Source organism: Serinicoccus sediminis (genome assembly GCF_004153545.1).
Lineage (GTDB): Bacteria > Actinomycetota > Actinomycetes > Actinomycetales > Dermatophilaceae > Ornithinicoccus > Ornithinicoccus sediminis_A.
Genome location: NZ_SDVA01000013.1, coordinates 79,648 through 99,341, shown reverse-complemented (window position 1 = coordinate 99,341; position 19,694 = coordinate 79,648). Strand labels below are relative to the sequence as shown.

General features: G+C 67.1%; 25 protein-coding genes. 9 read left to right on the top strand and 16 right to left on the bottom strand.

Annotated elements, in window-relative coordinates; genetic code table 11:
• Positions 1 to 155: 155 nt before the first annotated feature.
• Positions 156 to 833 (bottom strand): hypothetical protein, encoded by a 678-nt coding sequence (locus EUS26_RS12795; protein WP_130014212.1) that lies wholly within the window; start codon positions 831 to 833, stop codon positions 156 to 158.
• A gap of 1,621 nt (positions 834 to 2,454) precedes the next feature.
• On the opposite strand from EUS26_RS12795, the gene EUS26_RS12790 reads away from it, so the two are divergent.
• Positions 2,455 to 2,943 carry a hypothetical protein gene (locus EUS26_RS12790; RefSeq protein WP_130014211.1) on the top strand — a complete coding sequence of 163 codons (489 nt, stop codon included), beginning with the start codon at positions 2,455 to 2,457 and terminating at the stop codon, positions 2,941 to 2,943.
• Between the two features lie 102 nt (positions 2,944 to 3,045).
• Positions 3,046 to 3,705 carry a hypothetical protein gene (locus EUS26_RS12785; RefSeq protein ID WP_130014210.1) on the top strand — a complete coding sequence of 220 codons (660 nt, stop codon included), beginning with the start codon at positions 3,046 to 3,048 and terminating at the stop codon, positions 3,703 to 3,705.
• A 136-nt stretch (positions 3,706 to 3,841) separates the two neighbouring features.
• Here the strand turns inward: EUS26_RS12785 and EUS26_RS12780 are convergent, their stop codons facing one another.
• From EUS26_RS12780 to EUS26_RS12755, 7 genes are all read right to left on the bottom strand, one after another.
• Complete coding sequence (locus EUS26_RS12780) at positions 3,842 to 4,210, bottom strand: hypothetical protein (protein ID WP_130014209.1); 369 nt, start codon at positions 4,208 to 4,210, stop codon at positions 3,842 to 3,844.
• A gap of 345 nt (positions 4,211 to 4,555) precedes the next feature.
• Positions 4,556 to 6,016 (bottom strand): hypothetical protein, encoded by a 1,461-nt coding sequence (locus EUS26_RS12775; RefSeq protein ID WP_130014208.1) that lies wholly within the window; start codon positions 6,014 to 6,016, stop codon positions 4,556 to 4,558.
• On the bottom strand, positions 6,009 to 6,437 hold the full coding sequence (locus EUS26_RS17145; protein WP_202865145.1) for a hypothetical protein: 429 nt from the start codon (positions 6,435 to 6,437) through the stop codon (positions 6,009 to 6,011). The genes EUS26_RS12775 and EUS26_RS17145 overlap by 8 nt, the downstream gene beginning before the upstream one ends.
• A gap of 78 nt (positions 6,438 to 6,515) precedes the next feature.
• Positions 6,516 to 7,001, bottom strand: coding sequence for a hypothetical protein (locus EUS26_RS17140; RefSeq protein WP_202865144.1), 486 nt, complete (start codon positions 6,999 to 7,001; stop codon positions 6,516 to 6,518).
• Between the two features lie 185 nt (positions 7,002 to 7,186).
• Positions 7,187 to 7,969 carry a hypothetical protein gene (locus tag EUS26_RS12765; RefSeq protein ID WP_130014207.1) on the bottom strand — a complete coding sequence of 261 codons (783 nt, stop codon included), beginning with the start codon at positions 7,967 to 7,969 and terminating at the stop codon, positions 7,187 to 7,189.
• 22 nt (positions 7,970 to 7,991) lie between these two features.
• A complete protein-coding gene (locus EUS26_RS12760) occupies positions 7,992 to 8,342 on the bottom strand; it encodes a hypothetical protein (protein WP_130014206.1) in 351 nt (116 codons plus the stop codon).
• A 16-nt stretch (positions 8,343 to 8,358) separates the two neighbouring features.
• Positions 8,359 to 8,847 carry a SigE family RNA polymerase sigma factor gene (locus EUS26_RS12755; protein WP_238148973.1) on the bottom strand — a complete coding sequence of 163 codons (489 nt, stop codon included), beginning with the start codon at positions 8,845 to 8,847 and terminating at the stop codon, positions 8,359 to 8,361.
• A gap of 380 nt (positions 8,848 to 9,227) precedes the next feature.
• Between EUS26_RS12755 and EUS26_RS12750 the strand changes: the two genes are divergently transcribed.
• The gene (locus EUS26_RS12750) at positions 9,228 to 9,572 is read left to right on the top strand and encodes a PadR family transcriptional regulator (RefSeq protein ID WP_130014205.1); all 345 of its coding nucleotides are present in this window, start codon (positions 9,228 to 9,230) and stop codon (positions 9,570 to 9,572) included.
• Positions 9,569 to 10,291, top strand: coding sequence for an HAAS signaling domain-containing protein (locus EUS26_RS12745; protein ID WP_130014204.1), 723 nt, complete (start codon positions 9,569 to 9,571; stop codon positions 10,289 to 10,291). Before EUS26_RS12750 ends, EUS26_RS12745 begins: the two co-directional genes overlap by 4 nt.
• Positions 10,292 to 10,332: 41 nt before the next feature.
• Here EUS26_RS12745 and EUS26_RS12740 read toward each other — a convergent pair whose 3' ends face one another.
• A complete protein-coding gene (locus EUS26_RS12740) occupies positions 10,333 to 10,887 on the bottom strand; it encodes a cysteine hydrolase family protein (protein WP_202865143.1) in 555 nt (184 codons plus the stop codon).
• A 152-nt stretch (positions 10,888 to 11,039) separates the two neighbouring features.
• Between EUS26_RS12740 and EUS26_RS12735 the strand changes: the two genes are divergently transcribed.
• Positions 11,040 to 11,468, top strand: coding sequence for a VOC family protein (locus EUS26_RS12735; RefSeq protein WP_130014202.1), 429 nt, complete (start codon positions 11,040 to 11,042; stop codon positions 11,466 to 11,468).
• A gap of 11 nt (positions 11,469 to 11,479) precedes the next feature.
• On the opposite strand, the gene EUS26_RS12730 is transcribed toward EUS26_RS12735, so the two are convergent.
• Positions 11,480 to 11,893, bottom strand: a complete 414-nt coding sequence (locus EUS26_RS12730; RefSeq protein WP_165368611.1) for a GNAT family N-acetyltransferase — start codon at positions 11,891 to 11,893, stop codon at positions 11,480 to 11,482.
• Positions 11,894 to 12,029: 136 nt separating this feature from the next.
• Here EUS26_RS12730 and EUS26_RS12725 point away from each other — a divergent pair, with 136 nt between their 5' ends.
• The gene (locus EUS26_RS12725; RefSeq protein WP_165368610.1) at positions 12,030 to 13,280 is read left to right on the top strand and encodes a multidrug effflux MFS transporter; all 1,251 of its coding nucleotides are present in this window, start codon (positions 12,030 to 12,032) and stop codon (positions 13,278 to 13,280) included.
• A 19-nt stretch (positions 13,281 to 13,299) separates the two neighbouring features.
• Here the strand turns inward: EUS26_RS12725 and EUS26_RS12720 are convergent, their stop codons facing one another.
• Entirely contained in the window at positions 13,300 to 13,848 is a 549-nt protein-coding gene (locus EUS26_RS12720) for a cysteine hydrolase family protein (RefSeq protein ID WP_202865142.1), read from the bottom strand.
• Between the two features lie 88 nt (positions 13,849 to 13,936).
• Here EUS26_RS12720 and EUS26_RS17135 point away from each other — a divergent pair, with 88 nt between their 5' ends.
• Positions 13,937 to 14,755: a S1 domain-containing protein gene (locus tag EUS26_RS17135; RefSeq protein ID WP_202865141.1), complete on the top strand. Its 819-nt coding sequence runs from the start codon at positions 13,937 to 13,939 to the stop codon at positions 14,753 to 14,755.
• A 34-nt stretch (positions 14,756 to 14,789) separates the two neighbouring features.
• On the opposite strand, the gene EUS26_RS12710 is transcribed toward EUS26_RS17135, so the two are convergent.
• Positions 14,790 to 15,692: an NAD-dependent epimerase/dehydratase family protein gene (locus EUS26_RS12710; protein WP_130014198.1), complete on the bottom strand. Its 903-nt coding sequence runs from the start codon at positions 15,690 to 15,692 to the stop codon at positions 14,790 to 14,792.
• A gap of 126 nt (positions 15,693 to 15,818) precedes the next feature.
• On the opposite strand from EUS26_RS12710, the gene EUS26_RS12705 reads away from it, so the two are divergent.
• Positions 15,819 to 16,718 (top strand): arginase family protein, encoded by a 900-nt coding sequence (locus tag EUS26_RS12705; RefSeq protein ID WP_130014197.1) that lies wholly within the window; start codon positions 15,819 to 15,821, stop codon positions 16,716 to 16,718.
• A gap of 117 nt (positions 16,719 to 16,835) precedes the next feature.
• A complete protein-coding gene (locus EUS26_RS12700; protein WP_130014196.1) occupies positions 16,836 to 17,219 on the top strand; it encodes a hypothetical protein in 384 nt (127 codons plus the stop codon).
• Positions 17,220 to 17,248: 29 nt separating this feature from the next.
• Here the strand turns inward: EUS26_RS12700 and EUS26_RS12695 are convergent, their stop codons facing one another.
• The 4 genes from EUS26_RS12695 to EUS26_RS12685 all read right to left on the bottom strand — a co-directional run bounded on the left by EUS26_RS12695 (position 17,249) and on the right by EUS26_RS12685 (position 19,673).
• Positions 17,249 to 17,758, bottom strand: a complete 510-nt coding sequence (locus EUS26_RS12695; protein WP_130014195.1) for a DUF305 domain-containing protein — start codon at positions 17,756 to 17,758, stop codon at positions 17,249 to 17,251.
• 192 nt (positions 17,759 to 17,950) lie between these two features.
• A complete protein-coding gene (gene cysM, locus EUS26_RS12690) occupies positions 17,951 to 18,865 on the bottom strand; it encodes a cysteine synthase CysM (protein ID WP_202865140.1) in 915 nt (304 codons plus the stop codon).
• Between the two features lie 81 nt (positions 18,866 to 18,946).
• A complete protein-coding gene (locus tag EUS26_RS16990; protein WP_165368609.1) occupies positions 18,947 to 19,123 on the bottom strand; it encodes a hypothetical protein in 177 nt (58 codons plus the stop codon).
• Between the two features lie 10 nt (positions 19,124 to 19,133).
• Positions 19,134 to 19,673 (bottom strand): hypothetical protein, encoded by a 540-nt coding sequence (locus EUS26_RS12685; protein WP_130014194.1) that lies wholly within the window; start codon positions 19,671 to 19,673, stop codon positions 19,134 to 19,136.
• Positions 19,674 to 19,694: the final 21 nt, after the last annotated feature.

Below are 19,694 nucleotides of genomic sequence, written 5' to 3'. Positions count from 1 at the left end.
GATGCTCGAACAGGTGAGCGGCTTGCTGGTCGATCTCGAAGGGCTCGATGTCATCGAGCGCTTCCAGGTCGAACGCTTCGCTCACACGCCAAGTGTATTACAGACGACTACGCACACAACTGCCGCGCTCCGGTCATGCAGTCCGACGCTCGGGATCAGTCGGTGGAGATCCGCGGTAGGTCTGGGTTGGTGCTCGCTCGAGTGTCTTCGACCCCGTGCTTATTTAGGCCGTCGAGCACTTCCTGGACTCGCCGCTCATGAGCTCGCGTTTTCGCAGCGGCGACGACGTCCTCGGCGACCTCCTGTGCCTGGGCCAGCCACTCCCGCAGCGCCCCGGTATGTGAGTCCGAGGACTGAGCGATCTCCCTCATCCGGGCCGCGACCCTAGGATCTTCTGCCACGCCACTGCTTCGTGCCGGTTCGAGTCGCTCATGCAACCTCGCCAACGCAGTGAGATGCAGGACCCACTCGTCATTGGACATCAAACTCTTGAACCCCCACGCATCGATCCCCCCATCTCCCACGACGACACCGGCAAGGAACTCACCCACCTCAGCCAGGACAGTCTCGGGTTCGGTGAGCCCGGCACTGCCTCGCGCAGGAGCCAGGAGTGTGACGGTCGGTTCCGCGACAGGTTGCCAGACCGGCTCAGCGACACTCCCGAACCGCATCCCGAAAGCCGCGCAATTCACGGCCCGGTGCAGATGGATACACACGCGACCATCGGGCGTCGGGTCGATGCGCAGAAGCGTCACGCTGTCCCTCGGGTCATCGATTAGGGGCAGAAAGAAGTAGTCGTTCACATAGTGGCGATCCGAGTGCTGCTCTCCCATTCCCCCACGATATGGCGCTGACACAAGGGACGCGCAGAGCCCTCGCGTCCGACCCGGACGGGCGCGCAATTGCCGCCGGTCGGCTGCTTCGGCGCTGGTGCAGAGCAAGCATCGCCCTGCAGGCAGTGCCGAGTCATGCTGAAATGTGGGTCTGCCGCCATCGGAGGAAAGCCGCGATGGCCCAGCAGAGGCCAGCGAGGACGAGAATGCTGCCCCCAACCACGCTGCGGGGCAGGGTGATGTCTCCCAGCACGAGAGCAATACCGACGAGCACCGCGGCCACCGCAATGAGCAAGCCCTGAGTCAGATCTACGTCCCGTGGGTTCATGGCAGACACGCATCCCCTCTAGCTAGATGATTCATAGCGGGCCTGGCCCGTCACATGCACACTAATGCTCGGAGCGGACCTGACAGGGGGCTTCCCAATCTCGCGCGCCCAGGCGGCCCACCCCACGATGCAGGACCTCTCGACCAGGCGTCTCGACAGTAGATCCGCCGTTGTGGGTGATGAAGCGACGTGGCAGAGTCATCAGCCCTTGGCTGATGATGCATGGGGCTCCATGATGGGTCGGGTGATGGATCCGGGGCGAGCGAGGTGCTTCACGTGCGGCGGTGTCGACTTTGAGCGCGTTGAGGACGTGTCGGCCCGTGGCGCGGTTCTCGAGGGAGGGTATTACGGGATGGTCGTCCGGCTTGAGTATCGATGCGCCGCGTGCGGTGAGCGAGCGAAATTGATCCCTCCCGGACGAGATGAACCCTTCCCGACCCGAGGCTAGTTTTCTGTGACCGGTCATCCGCTGGTGTGGCGTCGCGCCCCGTGTGGGTGGGCGGGCACGCCGTCTCCCAGGGTTAAGTGCATCGAGCCGTCAGCCATCAATTCCACCACCCCACTCGACGTCGGGGTCACGGTGAGCCAGGACGAGACCGCGATCCTCGGACCCACCTCCGCTCAAGTGCACCAGCAGAGAACGCACCGAGCGGGCCATATTGTGAGCCACCGCGTTCGTGGCCGCGGTCGAACTGTCCAGCGAGCCCAGGGCAGTCGCGACGCGAAGAGGTGGCCCGTCGAACATCCGCCTGGCAACTTGGCTTTGCCGGTCGACGCAGAGCCAGGCGTCACGAAGGCAGGATGGAAGATCGGCGGGCTTAAGGCGTACTGTCATGCCGCGTGGAGGACGGCTACGCTCGTCCGACTTTGCCGCGGTCAGATTGTGCTCCACCAGGGCAACTCAGCCCATCAGACCCCTTTGACGGGCGTTCCTGCGGCGGCGGTCCTGTGCGGGGTCAAGCAGCGAGGCAGGCTCCGAGTTCTCGGCGATCGACCCCATTCGTCGACCTTCCTGACGGCGCCACAACAGGACGATCAAGACCAGACTGACCAGGAACAGCCCGAGGGCTGGGACCGCGACGACGACTAGGACAATCGTTACAGGGTCCACACGGGCAACGTACCGCGTCGCAGCGCGCCGTGGGCAGCATCGTCGCCAGGGCCGCACACACGTCCGACTCTGCCGCGGGGGGGCTTCGTTCGGCCGGAAGTGCTGCGCCCGGGTGTCTGTGGGAAGGGCTAGACAGAACCTGCGTGAAGCCCTCTGATGTTCATCCGGCATAGGCTCGCGATATGCGCCCCCCAGCCAAGGCCTTGCTCGTCGTGGTGGCTGCGGGTGTGTGCGCGTCGTGCACCCCACGCGGGGTAGGTGCCACCGGTGTCGGTGTCACGGAGCACGGCCACCCGGTCGGTTTCCTGCACGTCTGCGACGAGAGCATCGACGGGGTGACCCTATACGCGCAGGACTACGAGGCCGAGGTCGAGGACGAGGCCATGGCCGAGGCCGGGTCCTGGGTCGCCCCGCACCCGGTCCACGGCACCGCTCAATGGCAACTCGACACGACGTCGGACTGGGACGATGCTGCCGAAGCGGTCACCCTGTCCGAAGACGAGGTGTACGCGATGTACGGGTGGACCGACACCAACTCGGCCTCCACAGACCACGTCACCTTCACCCAGGAGGACCTTCAGGACCTACGGCCGGAGCAGGTGCTCTGGGGAGACCCAGGCAGGGTCACATCGCTGAAGGAGTTCAATGATGAATCCTGCGACGGCCGCTGACAGTCACCGATTCTGCTGCGTGCCCTCCTGCTGTCGAGCCGACTCCCATACCGTGTCCGGCAACAGGGTGGTACGTGTTCTGGACTGCGGGGGATTCGATCGATGCAGCTGACAAGACGACAGGTTGGGGCCCTGCGGCGAGTGCAAGCTGAGCTTGCGGCTGAACCGGACGCCGAAGACCGGCCCGAGACTGACGACGCCCGCACCCGGGCGGCCCTCGATTCCTGGGTCGCCGGGGTCATCAGCAGCAAAGGTCGAATCGAGGACTCCAGCCTCGACGAACTGCTCTACCTCGGACGCGACGCTTCTGGGGACAGGAAGGGGGGAAGTTATGTCGCGCGAATGATCGACATCGTCATGCCCTACCGACAGGAACAGGTGCTCCGGGCACCGTTGGCGGCCGTTGTCGAACAACACTGCTCGCGGCGCGGATATCGCATCCGAACCCGGACACCGAACTACCCCGGAGGCCTCGCGTGGACTATCCAGGTGCCGCACCGTGAGGGCGAGGTCGACCTCTGCCTGGACGGGGAACTGTTCGAGCTGACCTTCCCCGGCGGCTACCTATGGATCGACTTCACCTACAGCCCCGAGGACGACAGCCAGGTCCTCGACGAACAACTACGCGTCCTGGACGCGTACGCCCACATCGATACCAGGGTCGTCACCGTCAAACGCGCGTTGCGCCGCCCTCGGACCGAACTGCACCTCAGCAACGGCACGAAGCTATGGCGCCGCGGACGGACGTTCGGGAGTTACTAAACCCCGCACCGCCCTCACCCACCCAACGCCACACCCGCAACCCGCACCCCATCAGGACCATCGGGAATCCGCACATGCCGCCTATGGGGTACGCGACGTCGGAGCGTGAGACCAAGACCCGCTGTCCGAGGTGCGGTTACTGAGATGTCGTCGTCACCTCGAGGACGCTCAGGGCGGCGGTTGTCGTGCTGCTGTCATCGTCCGTGCCGCCACCTCCATCGCGAGGCGAAAATAGCACCACGGCTGCCGCGATCACCAGCACGTAGAAGCCAGTTTGCAGCAAGGCGGAGCCGAGTGCTTGCATCTGCCGACGACGTGTGCGTGCCCGCAGAACCGCCGCATAGAGCTTGTCGATTCGAGTCAACAGCGCCTCAATGAACTCCCTGAACCATGACTGGCCAGCGACGGCACGCTCCCCCTCGCGCGGCATGAAGATTCCGACCAGCAGGATGACAAGGCCGACTGCCATGAGCGCACCGCCGATCCAGACCAGAAGTATGCCCACCGTACTTACCTCCTCCCACGTGCTCAGGCGATGCCTGAGTTTGCTCCTCGACGCGTAGTTTGCGCAAGGCAGCATCATCGACACAGTCAGGCGACACGCGATTACTCATTCATGTGTCCGCAACGGGTTCCCCGACGTCGTCTAAGGGGCGTCGCGTACGCACGCTCCTGCCGCGTCGGGGTAGTCTCTGGATCGCGGCCGGGCAGCCAGTAAGGCACCACACGGGTCGTCCCTCACGGGTTCGAGAAGGGCTGCAAGTAGACCCCGGTGGTGCGCCGCCAATCGCGCGCTTCTGCCGCCGATCTGGCCGCGCACCGACGCTGACGCCGCAGTCGCCGGTCGTTGCTAGTGGAGGAAGTAGGCGAGGATCTTCTCTTCGGAATCGAGGACGTCTTCCGAGGCGACGCCGACCTGCAGTGCTAGCTCGACCGATCCCAGGAGCGCGACACCGATGTCGGGAGAGAAGGCCCGTTGGAGTACGTCAACGTAGTGGGTCATGCTCGCTTCGAGGGTGTCGATGAGTCTCTGGTATTCGGCGGCGAGCTGCTTGTCGAGCGCGAGGTGTTCGTGCAGGTAGCGCTCGATCAGCGCCACTTCGCGCTTGGAAAGCGAGGAGGAACACGCCTTGTACATCACGATGCCGACGCTGTTGCCGATGACTGCGCCGAGGACGGGCACGGGGATGAGTGCCTGTCCGACGAAGGAGGACAGGGCGCTGACTGCAGCTTCGAGAGCGACGAGCTCAGCGTTTTCGATGAACCCCAGCTCGTTGATCTCACCGCGACGCAGTCGGTGCGCCTGTTCCGCGATGCCGAACGCTGCGGTGACGATCGAGCTGGCGACGGCTGCGGGCGTGGCCGTGCAGTTCGTGAGCGAGTAGATGCTGAGGCCGCGGACGCTGCCTTTGACGAAGCCGAAACCGGTGTCGCCGGCGATGTCGGCCCAGTCCTCGCTCGTGAATTTCGTTAGTGTCTTCCCTCCGCAGCGCTTTTCCACTACAGCCAGCACGAATGCGGTCCCGCCCTCGATGGCAGCGGCCGTAGACGTAGCCTTGGCGCCTTCGCGCGGCGTCGGATGGCTCTCCTGGTACGCGTTAGCCCGCAGGGACTGGTCGGTGGAGCGAAGCTTCTCCGTCTCCGCGCCCAGGGTTGAGCCGTAGGCTCCTCGCTGCACTTCGTGGTATCGCAGGTCTGAGGGTTCGAGAGACTCGAGGCCAACGGAGCCCTCGTCCAAGAAGGAGCGCACCCTCTCCCAGTCCCGGAGTGACGGGCCGCCCATGCCGCGTGTCAACTGCTTGCCCGCCTCCTCCAAGTCCATCGTGTGCAGTTTCTGGATCATCTCGAAGTGGTCCGCGGGGATCTGGTACCGTCCGCCGTTCTTGACGAAGTCGGGGTACTTGTGGACGTGTTCTGTGATCGCGCCAAGGCTGAAGCGACCTCCGGCTGCCACGAATTTCTGCTGGATCTCCACACCGCTGCGGACCAGGTCCACGGGTCCGTTGTCGTTCACCCACTCGTAGACGGTGCCCTCTCCGAGGACCTGGCTCCGAGCGTTACCCACGCCGACTTGGGCCACTTCGGCGATGAAGCCGTGCATGCCCTTGGCTCCGCCCCTGTTGGTAGTGACTACTTCGAGGTCAATCTCTCGGAGCGCCTCGTCAAGGCTGCTGAGCGCGCTCTGGAGGTTCTCGTCCTGGCGCGCGAAAGCTGCAAGCAGGTTGTCGAGCCGCAGCTGGTTGAGGTAGTTGACCCACGAAGCGACCGCTTGCTCTTGGTTGTTCTTGGCATGCCGCACAGTGTCACTCATTGGTTGCAGGTTGCTCGATGTGCTCGCTTAGCAGGGCACCGCAGGCCCTCGTGTTGTTAACCAATGCGGCGAGCTGAGACTGCTCCGTTGCGGACAACGTAGTGAAGTTCGCGCCCGACAGTTCCATGACTCCGCCGTAGCTCTTCATAAGGTGCTCGTTCAACGATGCGGTGCGCCAAAGTAGATGGTCGATCTGAGCTTCCAGACCTTTGACGAGCGCAATGTTCTGCTTCACAGCAGTCAGTTCCTCGTGCTTTGCTGCTCGGGTCTTGATCTTCTTCGTGGCGAAGAGCGTTACTGATGTGAAGAGCGTGACGCCGGCGACGGTCCAGCCAATGGGCCCCGCGAGTGCGAGTAGTGCACTGCCCGCGGCGGTGCCTCCGCCTCCAGCTGCCATGGCGCCGCCGCCGAGCCAGGCCAAGGCGGCGTTGGTCGCAGCGGCTCCGGAAAGGGTGGATATGGCGGTGCCGGTGGAGGCGGTGCCAAAGGTGGTGGCTGCTCACATGGCGGCGGTCGGGGTCATAGTCGCGATCGCGGCTCCTGCAGTGAGTCCGGCGCCCGCGCGGCCGGCCGACCTGCGCGCGGCCTCAAGGTCCTTGCGGGCGAACTCCTTCGCGTCGACGAACTTGGTCTTACGGGCGTCGATCTCCTTGAAGGCAGTCGCGAATGCCTTCGGTGTCTTGGCGATGCTGTTCACCAGTTGCTCCACCAATTCGATCAGATCCGTCGAGCGCTCACGCTCGCGGAGCAAAGACAGGCCCTTATCGTTCATGGCGGTGAAGGCGCCGTTGTACTCGGCTATCGCGTCCTGGTAGGGGTCTAGCTTCTTCGAGCTTCGCTTCCCGGAGGTGTTCACGGCGGTGCGCCGAACATCGCCAGCCCGCCCGACGATTTGGGCAGACCTGGCGCGCACGAACTTGTCGGTGCCATGGACCGCCCTGCCGAGGCCCTGCTTAGCCCTGCTCATCCCGAGCGGTCCGCCCATCGCGACTCCTAACTCCAGTGCTTTCCCGCCGCCGAGAGGGTATCGGTCATAGGGACAACGTGATTCAGCGGCCGCTGGTGTCCGCCACTCCCGGGCCTGGAGTCTGCGGCAAAATGCACAGGCGCCCGCATCTCACGAACCGGCTTCTGCATCGTTTCAGACGTGATCGCACTCTTCTGCCGCCCTCAGGGCTCGATGAGTTCCACTTGTTGTGGGGTGCTGCCGTCGGCGGGTGTCCAGTTCATCGGCGGCATCGGCTGGTGAGGCGTCAGGCCGGTCAGGGTCACCAGCTCGGCGTGGACCGGTTCTTCACCCACGAAGGACTGGCCCGATAGCGGCACCGTCTCGATGAGCTCCCACGCGTCACCGGCGCTCTCGCCGGGTGGCGGGTCAGGGTCGTCGAGCGACACCATGCCGGGCTTGGGTCCGACGACCAGCAGCTCGACCTGACCGTCGAGCGAGGTGTCGAACCGGACCGCGACCGGGTCGCCGTCGGCGTCAACGGGTCCGGTGACCTGCCCGAGCCGCATGAACCATAGGTTGCCGTCGGATTGCTGCCCGACCCACGACTGGGTGGCGCGGACCCCGGGAACAGCGTCCTGGTCTCGTGCCTCGGACGTCACGGAGCGGGGGGCGACGTGGTGGAGTCCGTCACGGCTGCGCCAGGTGGTGGCGATCTCCGTGGCCTCAGCGGCCGGCCCCTGGATCAGGTAGGTGACCATGTCGGTGCCGGGGACCGGCACGATCTCATCCTGCGGCACGGCGGTCACACCATCCGTGGTCAGGACCGCCAGCTGCTCGACGTTCGCCGTCGTCATTCGACCGATGACGGGCCGGTCACCGACCCGCAGGACGCCTTCGAGCCCGATCAACTGGTCGGAGGAGTCCGCGTCCGCACCTATCGCCGTCTGGACGTCGAGCTGCTCGGGCAGCGAGTCAGGCCCGGCCGTCGAGGTAGCGAACATCATGACGCCACCGCACCCCTGGACCTCAGCGGCGACCACGGTGCCGCCGCCCTCGACGGGGAAGCATCGCGCCGTCGACCTGGTCAGTAGCTATGGTGCCGGCGCCCATCTCGTCGCCGCTGCGGGTGATAGGGCAGGTCCAGGGCGAGGCCGGCAGCGCACTCTGCGCATCGCCCGGCAACCATCCCCCCGCCCAGGCGCCCGCGGTGAGCACGGCCAGCGACGCCATACCCCCCGCGAGGACCCGCCTGGTGCGGCGGCGCCCGTAGGAACGTGCCGAGAGACGGGTGACCTCGGCGGGGTCCAGCACCAGATCGACCGGGGTCGTCGCCTCAGCGAGACCCTGCCGGAGCTGCTGCTCGATGTCGGTGCTCATGGATGGACCTCCTGCATCACGAGGTGTTCCCGCAGGCGGGCGAGCCCGCGCTCTTCACGGCCCCGCTACATATTCCCAGCTCGTCGGCGCACTGCTGCTCGGACAAGTCGCAGTAGTAGCGGAGTACGACCACGGTCCGCTGCCTCAAGGGAAGCTGCCGCAACCCACGCACCAATCGGTCCTGCTCCCCGGCAGCGTCCGCATGGTCCGGCGCCGGCGCCAGCAGCTCTCCCGTGCGTTCGCCGAGGAGCACGCGCCCGGCTCCGCCGCGCCGCCATTCCTGACGGGACAGGTTGACCATGACCCTGCGCGTGTACGGCACTGCCCGTGGAGGATCGACCCGACGCCAGGCGCGGTACGTGCGCAGCAGCGCGCCCTGCACCAGGTCCTGGGCCGCGTGCACCTCACCGGTCAAGAACCACGCGAAACGCAACAGCTCAGGGCCCGCCTGCTCCACGAACGCCGTGAACTCGGCGTCGCGCTGCCGCCGTGCACCCGCACCCACCCAAACCTCCTCGTCGAACCCTCGTCTATGAACTACTAGCCGGACTCGTCCGAAAAGGTTGCCCCGTTCTCTACCCGCGATTCGGATAGGGGTGCCTATCCCCAGCATCGCAGTGCCGTGAGACATGGGGAGCAGCCGGCGTCACGCGAGGATCGGGTACCACCAAAACCTCCACGCAAGGCCTCCACCGTTGCCGTCTGACCCATCCAGTCGAATGCGCCGCTGGCCATCACCACGGACACCCTCAGCGTGACCCCACCCAGGAGCACGCCGCAAACATCCGCTCTCGCCACAACCGGGCTGTGCGCTCTCGCGCGCCCTGTCGATCGCGATGCTGGAGCAGGTGATCCTTGGCCTTCCTCCCTGGTAGCTTGTGCAGCATGGTATCTGGCGAGGGACTCATCCTGACCCAGCTGCGACGCGGTGCACTGGAGTACTGCGTCCTGGCGATGCTGCAGGGTGGGCGGCTCTATGGTCTCGATATCGCTCGGCGACTCGCGGCCGGGCAGGTCCTGATGTCCAGTGAGGGCACCTTGTACCCGCTGCTGGCCAGGCTGCGTAAGGCCGGCTTGGTCAGTACCACGTGGCAGGAGTCCACCGAGGGCCCCCCGCGCCGCTACTACGAGCTCACCGGTGCAGGTGTTGAGGCGCTTGCAGCATTTCGTCTGGCGTGGGTTCCGTTCCGGGACGCGGTGGACGCGGCCCTCAGAGATGGAGAGGCATGATGGCCACCGAGCACCCGCTGTGGATCAGCTACGAGCAGGACCTTCGCAATCTCCTGGGCGATCTCGACCCCGGAGAACGAGCCGAAGTGCTGGCCGGAGTCCGAGAACACGTCCACGCCTCGCTGGCAGGCAGAGCGGAACCCGGCACCGACGACATCCAGGCCGTGCTCGACGAACTGGGTCCGCCCGAGGCGGTGGCACAAGAGGCCTACGCAGACCACCGGCCAACCTCCGGCTCGCCCAGGCGCCGTGCCTCATCATCCCTGGCCCGCCCCTGGGTGCCCGTGGTGATCATCCTGCCCCAGATGTTGGGCCTACTCGCGCTCCTGCTCCTCTCATTCGCATGGGGTGCCTACACGGTCGTGGAGACCAGTGGTCCCTCTGGCGTCGTGAGTCGAACCATCAACTACGCCAGCTCCGCGCTGCCCCTTCTGATGGCCTCGATGATGAGCGTGCTGCCCATGTGGATACCCGTCTTCGTACTCGCCGTCATCAGTAACCTCTGGGGCCGACGACACACGCTCATGCACATCCTCTTGCTGCCCGCCGCAGCCGTGTTGCTCGCCGTGACCCCCGACGTCGCGTGGGTCCTGGGCGGTCGGGCCGGCCTACAGGCCGGGGCCTGGATCTCGATGGCCCTCGTCCTCCTCGGCTCTACATGGGTCCTGTGGCACCTCACCGCCCGGGGGCTCAAGCGGTCTCACGAACTGCGCACATGACATGGGGAGCCTGGCCTCAAGCTCAACGGACGAAGGTCCCGCTAGATCGAGGATGCCATCGCGTGGAGGTGCCCGATGGCCTCTGCAGTGCTCATGACGCGGGCGAACTCCCCGTCCAGGCTCGCGAGGGCAGTTCGGTGCATCGTCTCGGCGTCGAAGTCGGCCCGGGCGTGGGTGGCAGTCGCGTCTGCGACGAACCACGTCTCGAACCCGAGGTTGCTGGCCATACGCGCCGTGGTCGAGCAGCAGTGGTCGGTGGTCAATCCGACGATGACCACGTGCTCGGCCCCTGTGCTCCGCAGATGCTCAAGCAGGTCGGTGCCGATGAACGCGCTGTTGACCCGCTTGTCCAGGATCGTCTCGCCCGGCAGCGGTTGCGCCTCTGGCTTGAACTCGAATGCTGACGTGCCGCGGCGGAAGAGCCCAGTCGGCGAAGCGCTCTCGTGGCGTACGTGCACGAGGGGTGCGCCCAGCTCGCGCCATACGGCCAAGATCTCACCGACGTGGGCCTCGGCATCCTGGTTGTTGCGCTCTCCCCACGAGGAGTCGTCGAAGGCCCGCTGCATGTCAATCACGAGCAGAGTCGGAAGCGGCACACCCCTGATCGTACGTGGCGGGCATCCCGTTCAGAGCCGGTCCGGTCGCATCTGGCCATGCCGCTGACCCACCACGTGCCCGATGAGTTCACCTCGGACGGCGGGTCAACTATGCCGTGACGTAGTCAGACGAGCGGATCGAGGAGCTTGCCGTGAAATGGACACTGGAAGTTGTGGTCGTGCCGGTTGCCGATGTCGACCGGGCCAAGGCGTTCTACGCCGACAAGCTCGGCTTCGCTGTCGACCACGACACCGTGCTTGGCCAGGGTCAACGAGTCGTCCAGCTGACGCCGCCGGGCTCCGGCTGCTCGATCGTCATCGGCGAGGGCGTCGTTGCGCACATGCCTCCGGGCTCGCTCCAGGGTATGCAGCTGGTCGTCGCTGACGTCGCTCGGGCGCGCGCGCAGCTCGCCGAGCGCGGTGTGGCGGTCAGCGAGATCAACGTCGTGGGCGGCAACGCGGATGCGGTGCGGCAGGGTGGGACGGCGCTGGACAACGTCGGGTTCGTGTTCTTCCGCGACCCGGATGGCAATGGCTGGGCCGTGCAACAGATCTCTGCCCGTGCCTCAGCGTCGGCCTGAACGGGCCGCCGTCACGGCCTGAGGACCTTCCACATTCCTCGCATCTCGTGCTCCCGCCATCCCAGCTTCTGGTAGAGCGACTCGGCGTCGGCCGTGGAGAACAGACCGACGAAGCAGTGACCAGGCGCCTGGTGCGTGATCTGATCGACGAGCTCGTTCACGATGGTTCGTCCTAGTCCGCGGCCTTGGTGCTCTGGATGCACAGCCACGTCTTGGATGTAGAAGTAGAACGCCCCACCCCCGACCACCCGTCCCATCCCCACAAGATCGCCGCTGGCGTCCTCATGCACCACCACCCCGCAGATCGAGCCGAGAAGGGATGCGGGCATCGCCTCCCACCAGAAGGCGTCAGCCCAGCCCACAGCATCAGACAGCTGGCGGTGTTCCTCGGGGGTCGGTATGCGGCGCGCGACGGTGTAGGACATGGCGCATGAACCTAGCCTGAACCCCCGGGACCTCCCGAGACGCAGGCGGTCCCGGCGAGGAGGCACCGGCCTGTCGACCAGCCTCCTAGCGCTCGCTGCCGGGAATATCGAGCACGGCATGCACCTTGGTCCCTTGGTGAGACCAGCCCCCGTCGCAGCGCCCACCGCACCTTCTCAGACCAGCACCGAGCCCTCCCCGGTGGGCCGGCTGCTGCTCTTCGGGGCGCTTGTGGCGATCGGGCCGCTGACGATCGACATGTACCTCGCCGCCTTCCCGGCCGTCGTCGAGGACCTGTCCACGACCGAGGCCACGGTGCAGCTCACCCTCACCGCGACCCTGGTGGGGCTCGCTACCGGTCAACTCTTGATCGGGGCGCTGTCGGACTCCTTCGGCCGACGCCGACCCTTGATCGCGTCGCTGACTGTGTACGTCCTGGTGTCGGCGGCCATCGCGGTCTCCTCCTCGATCGAGGTGCTGCTGCTGCTGCGCTTCGTGCAGGGCTTGACCGGCGCGGCCGGCATGGTGCTGTCCCAGGCCATGGTCCGCGACCTCTACAGCGGCTCCCGGCTGGCGACCTTCATCTCCCGGCTCTTCCTGGTGGTCGGCGTGGCCCCCATCCTGGCGCCGACACTGGGCGCTCAGTTCCTGATCTTCGGCAGCTGGCGGACCATCTTCTGGGCACTGAGCGCTTTCGGGCTGCTGCTGGCGGTGCTGGCGCTGGTCCTCGTCAAGGAGACCCTGCCCCCGGAGCGACGGAGCCACTTCGGTCCGCGGACCCTGTGGGCCAGCTACAAGGTGCTGCTCTCAGACCGCCGCTACATCGGTCTGGTCCTGACCGCGTGCACCGCGATGGGCTGCCTGTTCGCCTACATCTCCAGCGCGACCTTCGTCTTCCAGGGGCTCTACGGGATGACCACGCAGCAGTATGCCTTCGTCTTCGCCGCCGGCGCAGGAGCGCTCACCGTCACCAGCCAGATCAACGGGTCTCTGGTGCGCACGGTGCACCCGGCCGCGGTGCTGCGGGTGGCGCTGCCCTCGATGCTCGCCATCGCCCTGGCCCTGCTCACCGCCGCGCTGGTGGATCTCAGCGTCTGGGCCATCGTCGGCGGCATCGTCCTGCTGATGGGGTCGGTGGGCTTCGTCATGCCCAACAGCCCGAGCATCGCGCTGGCCGATCACGGTGAGCGCGCCGGAGCGGCTGCCGCCCTCCTGGGGGCGTCGAACTTCGTCTTCGGCGCGCTCATCTCGCCGGTCAGCGGGCTGTTCGGTGTCGACTCAGCGGTGCCGATGGCGGCCATCATGGTCGCCTGCGCCACGGCCTCGTTGTTCTTCTACACCGTGCTGGCGCGCCCGCAAGACATCCTGCGGGACATGCCCTGGGAATGACCCTAGCCCCGCACCCCGGTCACCTGGCGAACGCGCGAAGACGTGACACCGCCTCATCCGCGGTCATGACCTCGGCGAACTCCCCGTCCAGGCTTGCGAGGGCAGTCCGGTGCATCGTCTCGGCGTCGAACCCCGCCCGGGCGTGGGTGGCCGTGGCGTCCGCGATGAACCATGTGTCGAACCCGAGGTTGCTCGCCATCCGCGCCGTCGTCGAGCAGCAATGATCGGTGGTCAGGCCGACGATGACGACGCAGTCGGCCCCGGTGGCCCGCAGATGCTCGTGCAGGTCGGTCCCGATGAACGCGCTGTTGACCCGCTTGTCGAGGACCACCTCGCCGGCTAGCGGCCGCGCCTCCGGCTTGAACTCGAAGGCCGTCGTGCCACGTCGGAACAGCCCCGTGGGCGAAGCGCTCTCGTGGCGGACGTGCACGACGGGTGCGCCGAGCTCACGCCACACGGCCAGGAGCTCACCGACGTTGGTCTCGGCATCCGGGTTGTTCCGCTCTCCCCACGCCGGGTCGTCGAAAGCTCGCTGCACGTCGATCACCAGCAGGGTCGGAAGCTGCACGCCGCCGATCGTACGCGGCGGCGGCCTCGGCGGGGGAGATCAGACGGGGGCCAGTGCGCGGGCTCGGCCAGACGGCTAGGTTGAGGAGGTGTGGACCCTCCTCTCGACTGGACTCGTCCATGAAGGTGACGTCCCCGAGCTTCGGGTGGGGCAGGTGCTGCACCGCACGGGAGTGTGCATGTCCTGCACCTCTCTCGGTCCGACGTCAGACGACGGCAACACCGTTCTGCGCGCCGTCGGTGAGGTCGTCGACGGTGACAACACCTACCGGCTGCAAGGGCAGGTGATCGCGACCTGGCGGCAGAGCGCAGTCATGGACACCAGCGTCGGCCTGCTGCTGCTCCAGCCCAGCACCAGCTGGCCGGTTCGCACTGTCGATGGTCACGAAGGACTCGAGAGGTACTCCCCTGACTTCGTCCAGGTCGACCTAGGAGCGGCATACGCAGCGGTAGGCCGCCCGGCTGTGGTGCGCCAGTATGAATGGGACGCGTTCTACCCCCTCGACCTACGCCGCGACTGGCGACTCACAAGCGCCCTGCTCGTAGATCGCCGGGGCGCACCGAGCACCCGACCGATCGAGCGGCTCGATGCACGCGACGACCGCGATCGCCACGTGCACTACCTGGTCGATCTGGAGGCCATCGACGCCCCCACGCCCGCCGCCGCACCAGAGTCGACGCGCCCGACGGACCACTCTGTCCCGGCCGTCGTGCGCAACTGGTTCCCCGACCAGGGGTGGGGCGTCGTGGACTCACCACACACACCAGGTGGTTGCTGGGTCCACTTCAGCTGCATCCAGTCGACAGGGCTACGAGAACTCGTGCCCGGAGAGACGGTGGGGCTCGAGTTCGAGCATGCAGACCAGCACGGGTTCCCCTATCGCGCCGTCACCGCACGACCCCGATAGCCAACCGGGACGTCGACACCACAGACGCCTGGGGTCAGGCCTCCGGTCGAGGATCGGTCAGGACGTCGCGCCACGAGTGCTGCGGCGCATACCCGAGGAGCTCGCGGGCCTTGGCGATGGAGTAGAAGGTCTCGTCCCGCCCCATCTGTCGGTTCAGCGTCACCCCGTCGTAGAAGCGGTCTTGAACCTCCTGCGCCGTCAGCGCGACGGACATGTCCGCGTTCGCGACGTTGAAGACCTCGTAGCCGAGCCCGTCGACGTCCAGACACCGCTGCACCATCTGGCCGAGGTCGCGGGTGTCGATGTAGGCGAAGATGTTGCGCCGCCTCAGCGACGGGTCGTCGAGGAAGTCGGGGAACATCTCGGCGTACTCGTGCGGCTCGATGACGTTGTTGATGCGCAGGCCGTACACGTTGGCACCGGTGCGCGCCTGGAAGGAGCGGGCCGTCACCTCGTTGGCCACCTTCGACATGGCGTAGGAGTCCTCCGGCACCGTCGGGTGGTCCTCGTCGACCGGCACGTACTGCGGTCGCCGCTCGCCTTGGGCGAAGCAGATGCCGTAGGTCGTCTCCGAGGACGCGAACACGACCTTGCGGACACCCAGCCGCGTCGCGGCCTCGAGCACGTTGTACGTGCTCAGGACGTTCGTCGCGTAGGTGCGCGCATCGGAGGCGATCAGGATCGCCGGCACCGCCGCGAAGTGGACGACAGCGTCGTAGGCAGGCTTCTTCTCCAGCTCCAGCTCGTCCATCGTCGCCGCCCCTGCCAGCGCCGAGTAGGTCTCGCCGGCGTCGGTGAGGTCGACCCGCAGGTCGGCGACGTCCGGATGGTTCAGGCGGACGAGGTCGGCGTTGGTGACCTGGTGACCCTGCTCGGCCAGGTAGGGCGCGACGTGCTTGCCGGCCTTGCCGCTGCCCCCGGTGAAGAAGATTCGCATGGGGCGATTACACCACCCGCCCGGTTCTGGCACTGCGCGGACCACCTCGCGCCACCCGTGGCCCGGCCGCACCACCGACCTGGTCGCGGTCGCGCCACCGGCGTGCTCATGGGGCATCCTCGAGGGATGGCGAAAATCAACGTCCTCGGCTACCCCAGCAGCGCGGCTGCCTACTGCGTCGGCGTCGAGCACGCGCCGGCCGCTCTGCGCGAGGGCGGTCTCGTGGCTGCGTTGGAGGCCGCCGGGCACCAGGTCGACGACCTGGGTGACCTCCCGGTCCACCTCTGGCAGCCGGACCAGCAGCGCCCGCGGGCCCAGAACCTCGACGAGGAGGTCGAGGCCCTCCGCGCGCTGGCCGACGCGGCGGCTCCTCTCGTCGCTCCCGACGCCCGCCTGCTGATCCTCGGCGGGAGCTGCACGGTGGCGCTCGGGCTGTGCGCGGCGGTGGCCGACGCCGGGATCGAGCCCCACCTCGTCTACGTGGACCGTCACCTCGACCTGAACACACCCGACTCGACCATCGAGGGGTCGCTCAGCTGGATGGGTATGGCGCACGCGCTCGGCATACCGGGTGCTGAGCAGTCGCTGGTCGCGCTGACCGGCCGGTCCCCGCTCCTGGATCCGTCGCACCTGAGCTACCTCGGAGTCGAACCCGCCGGCGAGGCCACCGAGTGGGAGCGCGAGCAGGTCGACCGGCTCGCGCTCCCGGTGACCACCCAGGAGGAGCTGGTGGCGGACCCCACGGCGGCCGCGCGCAAGGCCAGGGCCGCTCTGCCTGACGGGCCGTTCGTGGTCCACGTCGATGTCGATGTGCTGGACTTCCTCGACGCCCCCCTGGCCGAGAACGTCAACGGCCGCAACTCAGGCCCGACCGTGGAGCAGCTCGGCGAGGCCCTGAGCGCGCTCTGGCGCGAGCCCGGGTGTCTCGGTATGTCGATCGGTCAGCTGGTCCCCGCGCACGCCGCAGCCGACCCGACCTCCCTCGCGCGTTTCGTCGACGCGCTCACGCCGCCACGGGACACCTGACCCGCGGGCACACGGGGGCGAGTCGGCCCGGGGCGCCGTCCTCGCTCCGACCGGCCGAGCGACGAGCAAGCCGCCTCACGCGTCAGACGGGGCGCACGCTGCTATAGCGTGCGGTCTGTGACGGAGAACGACCTTCGCATCAAGGGGCTCCTGGGGGAACCAGACGTCGGTCCCTGGGGGATCGCCACGTTCACGGTCGAGCTGAACCGCTGGCCCTCCGCCGAGGAGACGCACGGGGTGCGTGCCCTGGCGCACCGGATGACCCGGGCAGATGTCGAGGTGCCCTCGGGCGACCGCACCGAGACGCCCCACCTCGTGGTCCACCGCGCGCAGTCGAGGAAGCTCGCCAAGGTGGTGGAGGACCTGCAGGACCTCCTGAACCGGGTGAACGCCGGCGAGCGGGGTCGCGGCCGCAGACCGCGCCGAGAACAGCGGCCGAGCGTGACGAGCGAGCTGCACCGGCTGCTCGGCTCGAACGAGCCACCGCCGCCGCCGACCTGATCCCACCGACCGGCCGGTCCTCGGTCCGCTCAGCGGTTGGCGGAGAAGTCCGGCACAGGGCGCTGCTCTGCTTCCTGCGGCGAGGTGACCGCGCCGTTCCTCTCGATGTCGTCCAAGAGCCACTTCATCTCGGCGATCTCGCGACGCTGCGCCTCGAGGATCTCGTCGGCCAGCTCCCGCACCCGGACGTCGTCGATGTCGGCGCGCTCGCTGGTGAGGATCGCGATCGAGTGGTGCGGGATCATCCCGGTCATGTAGGCCTGGTCGTCGACGAAGGTCTGCGAGCGGGAGAGCCACAGCGCGCTCACGCCCAGGACGAGGGCACCGGCGATGATCGCCAGGTTCACCCTCACGTTCCTGTACATCATTCCCCACATGAAGCCGAGCATGATGATAGCCATCGCCGAGCCCATGAGCAGCGCCATGTAGACGCGTTCCTCGCTGAACGTCATGTGCGCCCACGTCCAGGCATTGGTGTAGGTGAGCAGGAACATCGTCACCGTCGAGGTAGTGATCATCGCGGCGAAGATCAGGTACATCTTGCGCTCGTCGGTCTTGCTCTGCTCGGTGTGCTGGTCCCCGGTCGTGCTGCGACATGATGGCCCTTCCTCACAAGACGCCGATAGGTGGGCAGTGAGGCTAGTTGCTGGACCCGCAGCAGGCTCGTCGAGGAGCCGGGGTGGGACGCCGCCCGCCCTGCGGCAGCGGATGCTGGCCGTCAGGCAGGCAGGCTAGGAGGGGAAGACGCCGCTGGACAGGTAGCGGTCACCGCGGTCGCAGACCACGAAGACGATCGTCGCCCCCTCGACCTCCTCGGCGACCCGGAGGGCGCTCCAGCAGGCGCCGCCCGCGGAGGGACCACCGAAGATGCCCTCCTCGCGGGCCATCCGGCGGGCCGTCTCCTCGGCGTCCGCCTGGGCGACCTCGATGGTCTGGTCCACGCCTGAGGGGTCGAAGATCCGCGGCACGTACTCCGGCGGCCATGCGCGGATCCCGGGGATCCTCGAGCCCTCTGCCGGCTGTGCCCCGACGATCTGCACCGCGGGGTTGCGGGACTTCAGGAACCGCGAGACTCCGGTAATGGTGCCGGTCGTGCCCATCGCGGAGACGAAGTGCGTGATCCGGCCGCCGGTCTGGCGCCACAGCTCCGGGCCCGTTCCGTGCTCGTGGGCGCGAGGGTTGTCGGGGTTGCCGAACTGGTCCAGGACCCGGCCCCGCCCCTCCTGCTCCATCCGCGTCACGACGTCGCGGGCCTCCTCCATGCCACCCCCGGCCGGGGTGAGCACCAGCTCGGCTCCATAGGCCTTCATCGTCTGGATCCGCTCGGTGGACGCGTCCTCGGGCATCACGATGACCAGGGGATAGCCGCTGATCGCCGCCGCCATCGCCAGGCCGATCCCGGTGTTGCCGGAGGTGGCCTCCAGGAGGGTGTCGCCGGGTGCGATCTCCCCCCGCTCCTCAGCGCCCCGGATCATGCTGATCGCCGGCCGGTCCTTGACCGAGCCAGCAGGGTTGTTCCCCTCCAGCTTGGCGAGCAGCACGTTGCCGCGGCGTTCGTTCTCGGCGCCCGGGAGACGCTGCAGACGGACCAGCGGGGTGTCGCCGATGACGTCTTCCATGGTCAGGTACGGCGCAGGGGTGCTCACCTGTCGAGTCTACGGTGGCCTACTCCTGCTGACCGGGTGCGGGAGCGGCGGGCCCGCCCGCGAGGGTGGCGGACGGAGCTCCTAGCCGGGTGTCTGGGTCGAGGAGTGCTGGGTGCCCTCCGGGTCCTCGGTCCTCTCGAGCGACTCCTCGAGGATGGCCTCCGCCTGGTCGCGCGGAGCGTCGCTGCCTCCGGCCTGCTCCTCGGGGAGCAGCTGTGCGCGGGTCTCGACGTCGCGTTCGTCCGGGGTCTGCGTCATGGCTGTGACGTTACTCGCCGCGTTGAACGTCCTCCTCCCGCGTCTGCAGCGCTGTGATCATCGAAAACCCGACGGCGACCATGAGCACCAGGAACGTCACGAGCAGCGCGTAGGCCGGCACCAGCGTCCAGATCCCGGCCTCCTGCTCCGCCGACCAGGTCAGGGCGTAGAAGCCGACAAGACAGAATGCCGCGAGGACGCTCAGGTGACGGGCGCGAGCCCTCGCTCCGGTGGTCGACCCGCCAACCCCGATCCACCTGCCCGTGAGCCGCCGTCGCTGACGGAGAACGAGCACCAGATCGGCCGAGAAGAGTACAGCAGCGAGGAACAGCAACCATCGGCTTCGACCGCTCTCAGCAGCCAGAAGCAACCCCAGCACGCACAGAACAACACCCACCAGGGGCGCGATGAAGGCCCAGAGACCGGTCATGGACTCTTCCATGGTCTGCCGGTGCGCTGGCGTCACCCCGTCGGCCGACATCCGACGAACGACCATCAGACGCCCCGCCAGAAGTCCGATTGCCACCACGATCAAGAAAACCGGACTCACGGGTGACCCCTGTAGGTTGAC

What these genes read in the sequence shown, in the direction of transcription:
- EUS26_RS16990 (WP_165368609.1), bottom strand. Translation starts at nt 19,123, where the DNA reads ATGACGCAGACCCCGGACGAACGCGACGTCGAGACCCGCGCACAGCTG.
- EUS26_RS17140 (WP_202865144.1), bottom strand. Translation starts at nt 7,001, where the DNA reads ATGGGCGGACCGCTCGGGATGAGCAGGGCTAAGCAGGGCCTCGGCAGG.
- EUS26_RS12710 (WP_130014198.1), bottom strand. Translation starts at nt 15,692, where the DNA reads ATGCGAATCTTCTTCACCGGGGGCAGCGGCAAGGCCGGCAAGCACGTC.
- EUS26_RS12745 (WP_130014204.1), top strand. Translation starts at nt 9,569, where the DNA reads ATGATGGCCACCGAGCACCCGCTGTGGATCAGCTACGAGCAGGACCTT.
- EUS26_RS12790 (WP_130014211.1), top strand. Translation starts at nt 2,455, where the DNA reads ATGCGCCCCCCAGCCAAGGCCTTGCTCGTCGTGGTGGCTGCGGGTGTG.
- EUS26_RS12785 (WP_130014210.1), top strand. Translation starts at nt 3,046, where the DNA reads ATGCAGCTGACAAGACGACAGGTTGGGGCCCTGCGGCGAGTGCAAGCT.
- EUS26_RS12750 (WP_130014205.1), top strand. Translation starts at nt 9,228, where the DNA reads ATGGTATCTGGCGAGGGACTCATCCTGACCCAGCTGCGACGCGGTGCA.
- EUS26_RS12705 (WP_130014197.1), top strand. Translation starts at nt 15,819, where the DNA reads ATGGCGAAAATCAACGTCCTCGGCTACCCCAGCAGCGCGGCTGCCTAC.
- EUS26_RS12765 (WP_130014207.1), bottom strand. Translation starts at nt 7,969, where the DNA reads ATGATGTTCGCTACCTCGACGGCCGGGCCTGACTCGCTGCCCGAGCAG.
- EUS26_RS12775 (WP_130014208.1), bottom strand. Translation starts at nt 6,016, where the DNA reads ATGAGTGACACTGTGCGGCATGCCAAGAACAACCAAGAGCAAGCGGTC.
- EUS26_RS12760 (WP_130014206.1), bottom strand. Translation starts at nt 8,342, where the DNA reads ATGAGCACCGACATCGAGCAGCAGCTCCGGCAGGGTCTCGCTGAGGCG.
- EUS26_RS12795 (WP_130014212.1), bottom strand. Translation starts at nt 833, where the DNA reads ATGGGAGAGCAGCACTCGGATCGCCACTATGTGAACGACTACTTCTTT.
- EUS26_RS12730 (WP_165368611.1), bottom strand. Translation starts at nt 11,893, where the DNA reads ATGTCCTACACCGTCGCGCGCCGCATACCGACCCCCGAGGAACACCGC.
- EUS26_RS12695 (WP_130014195.1), bottom strand. Translation starts at nt 17,758, where the DNA reads ATGTACCTGATCTTCGCCGCGATGATCACTACCTCGACGGTGACGATG.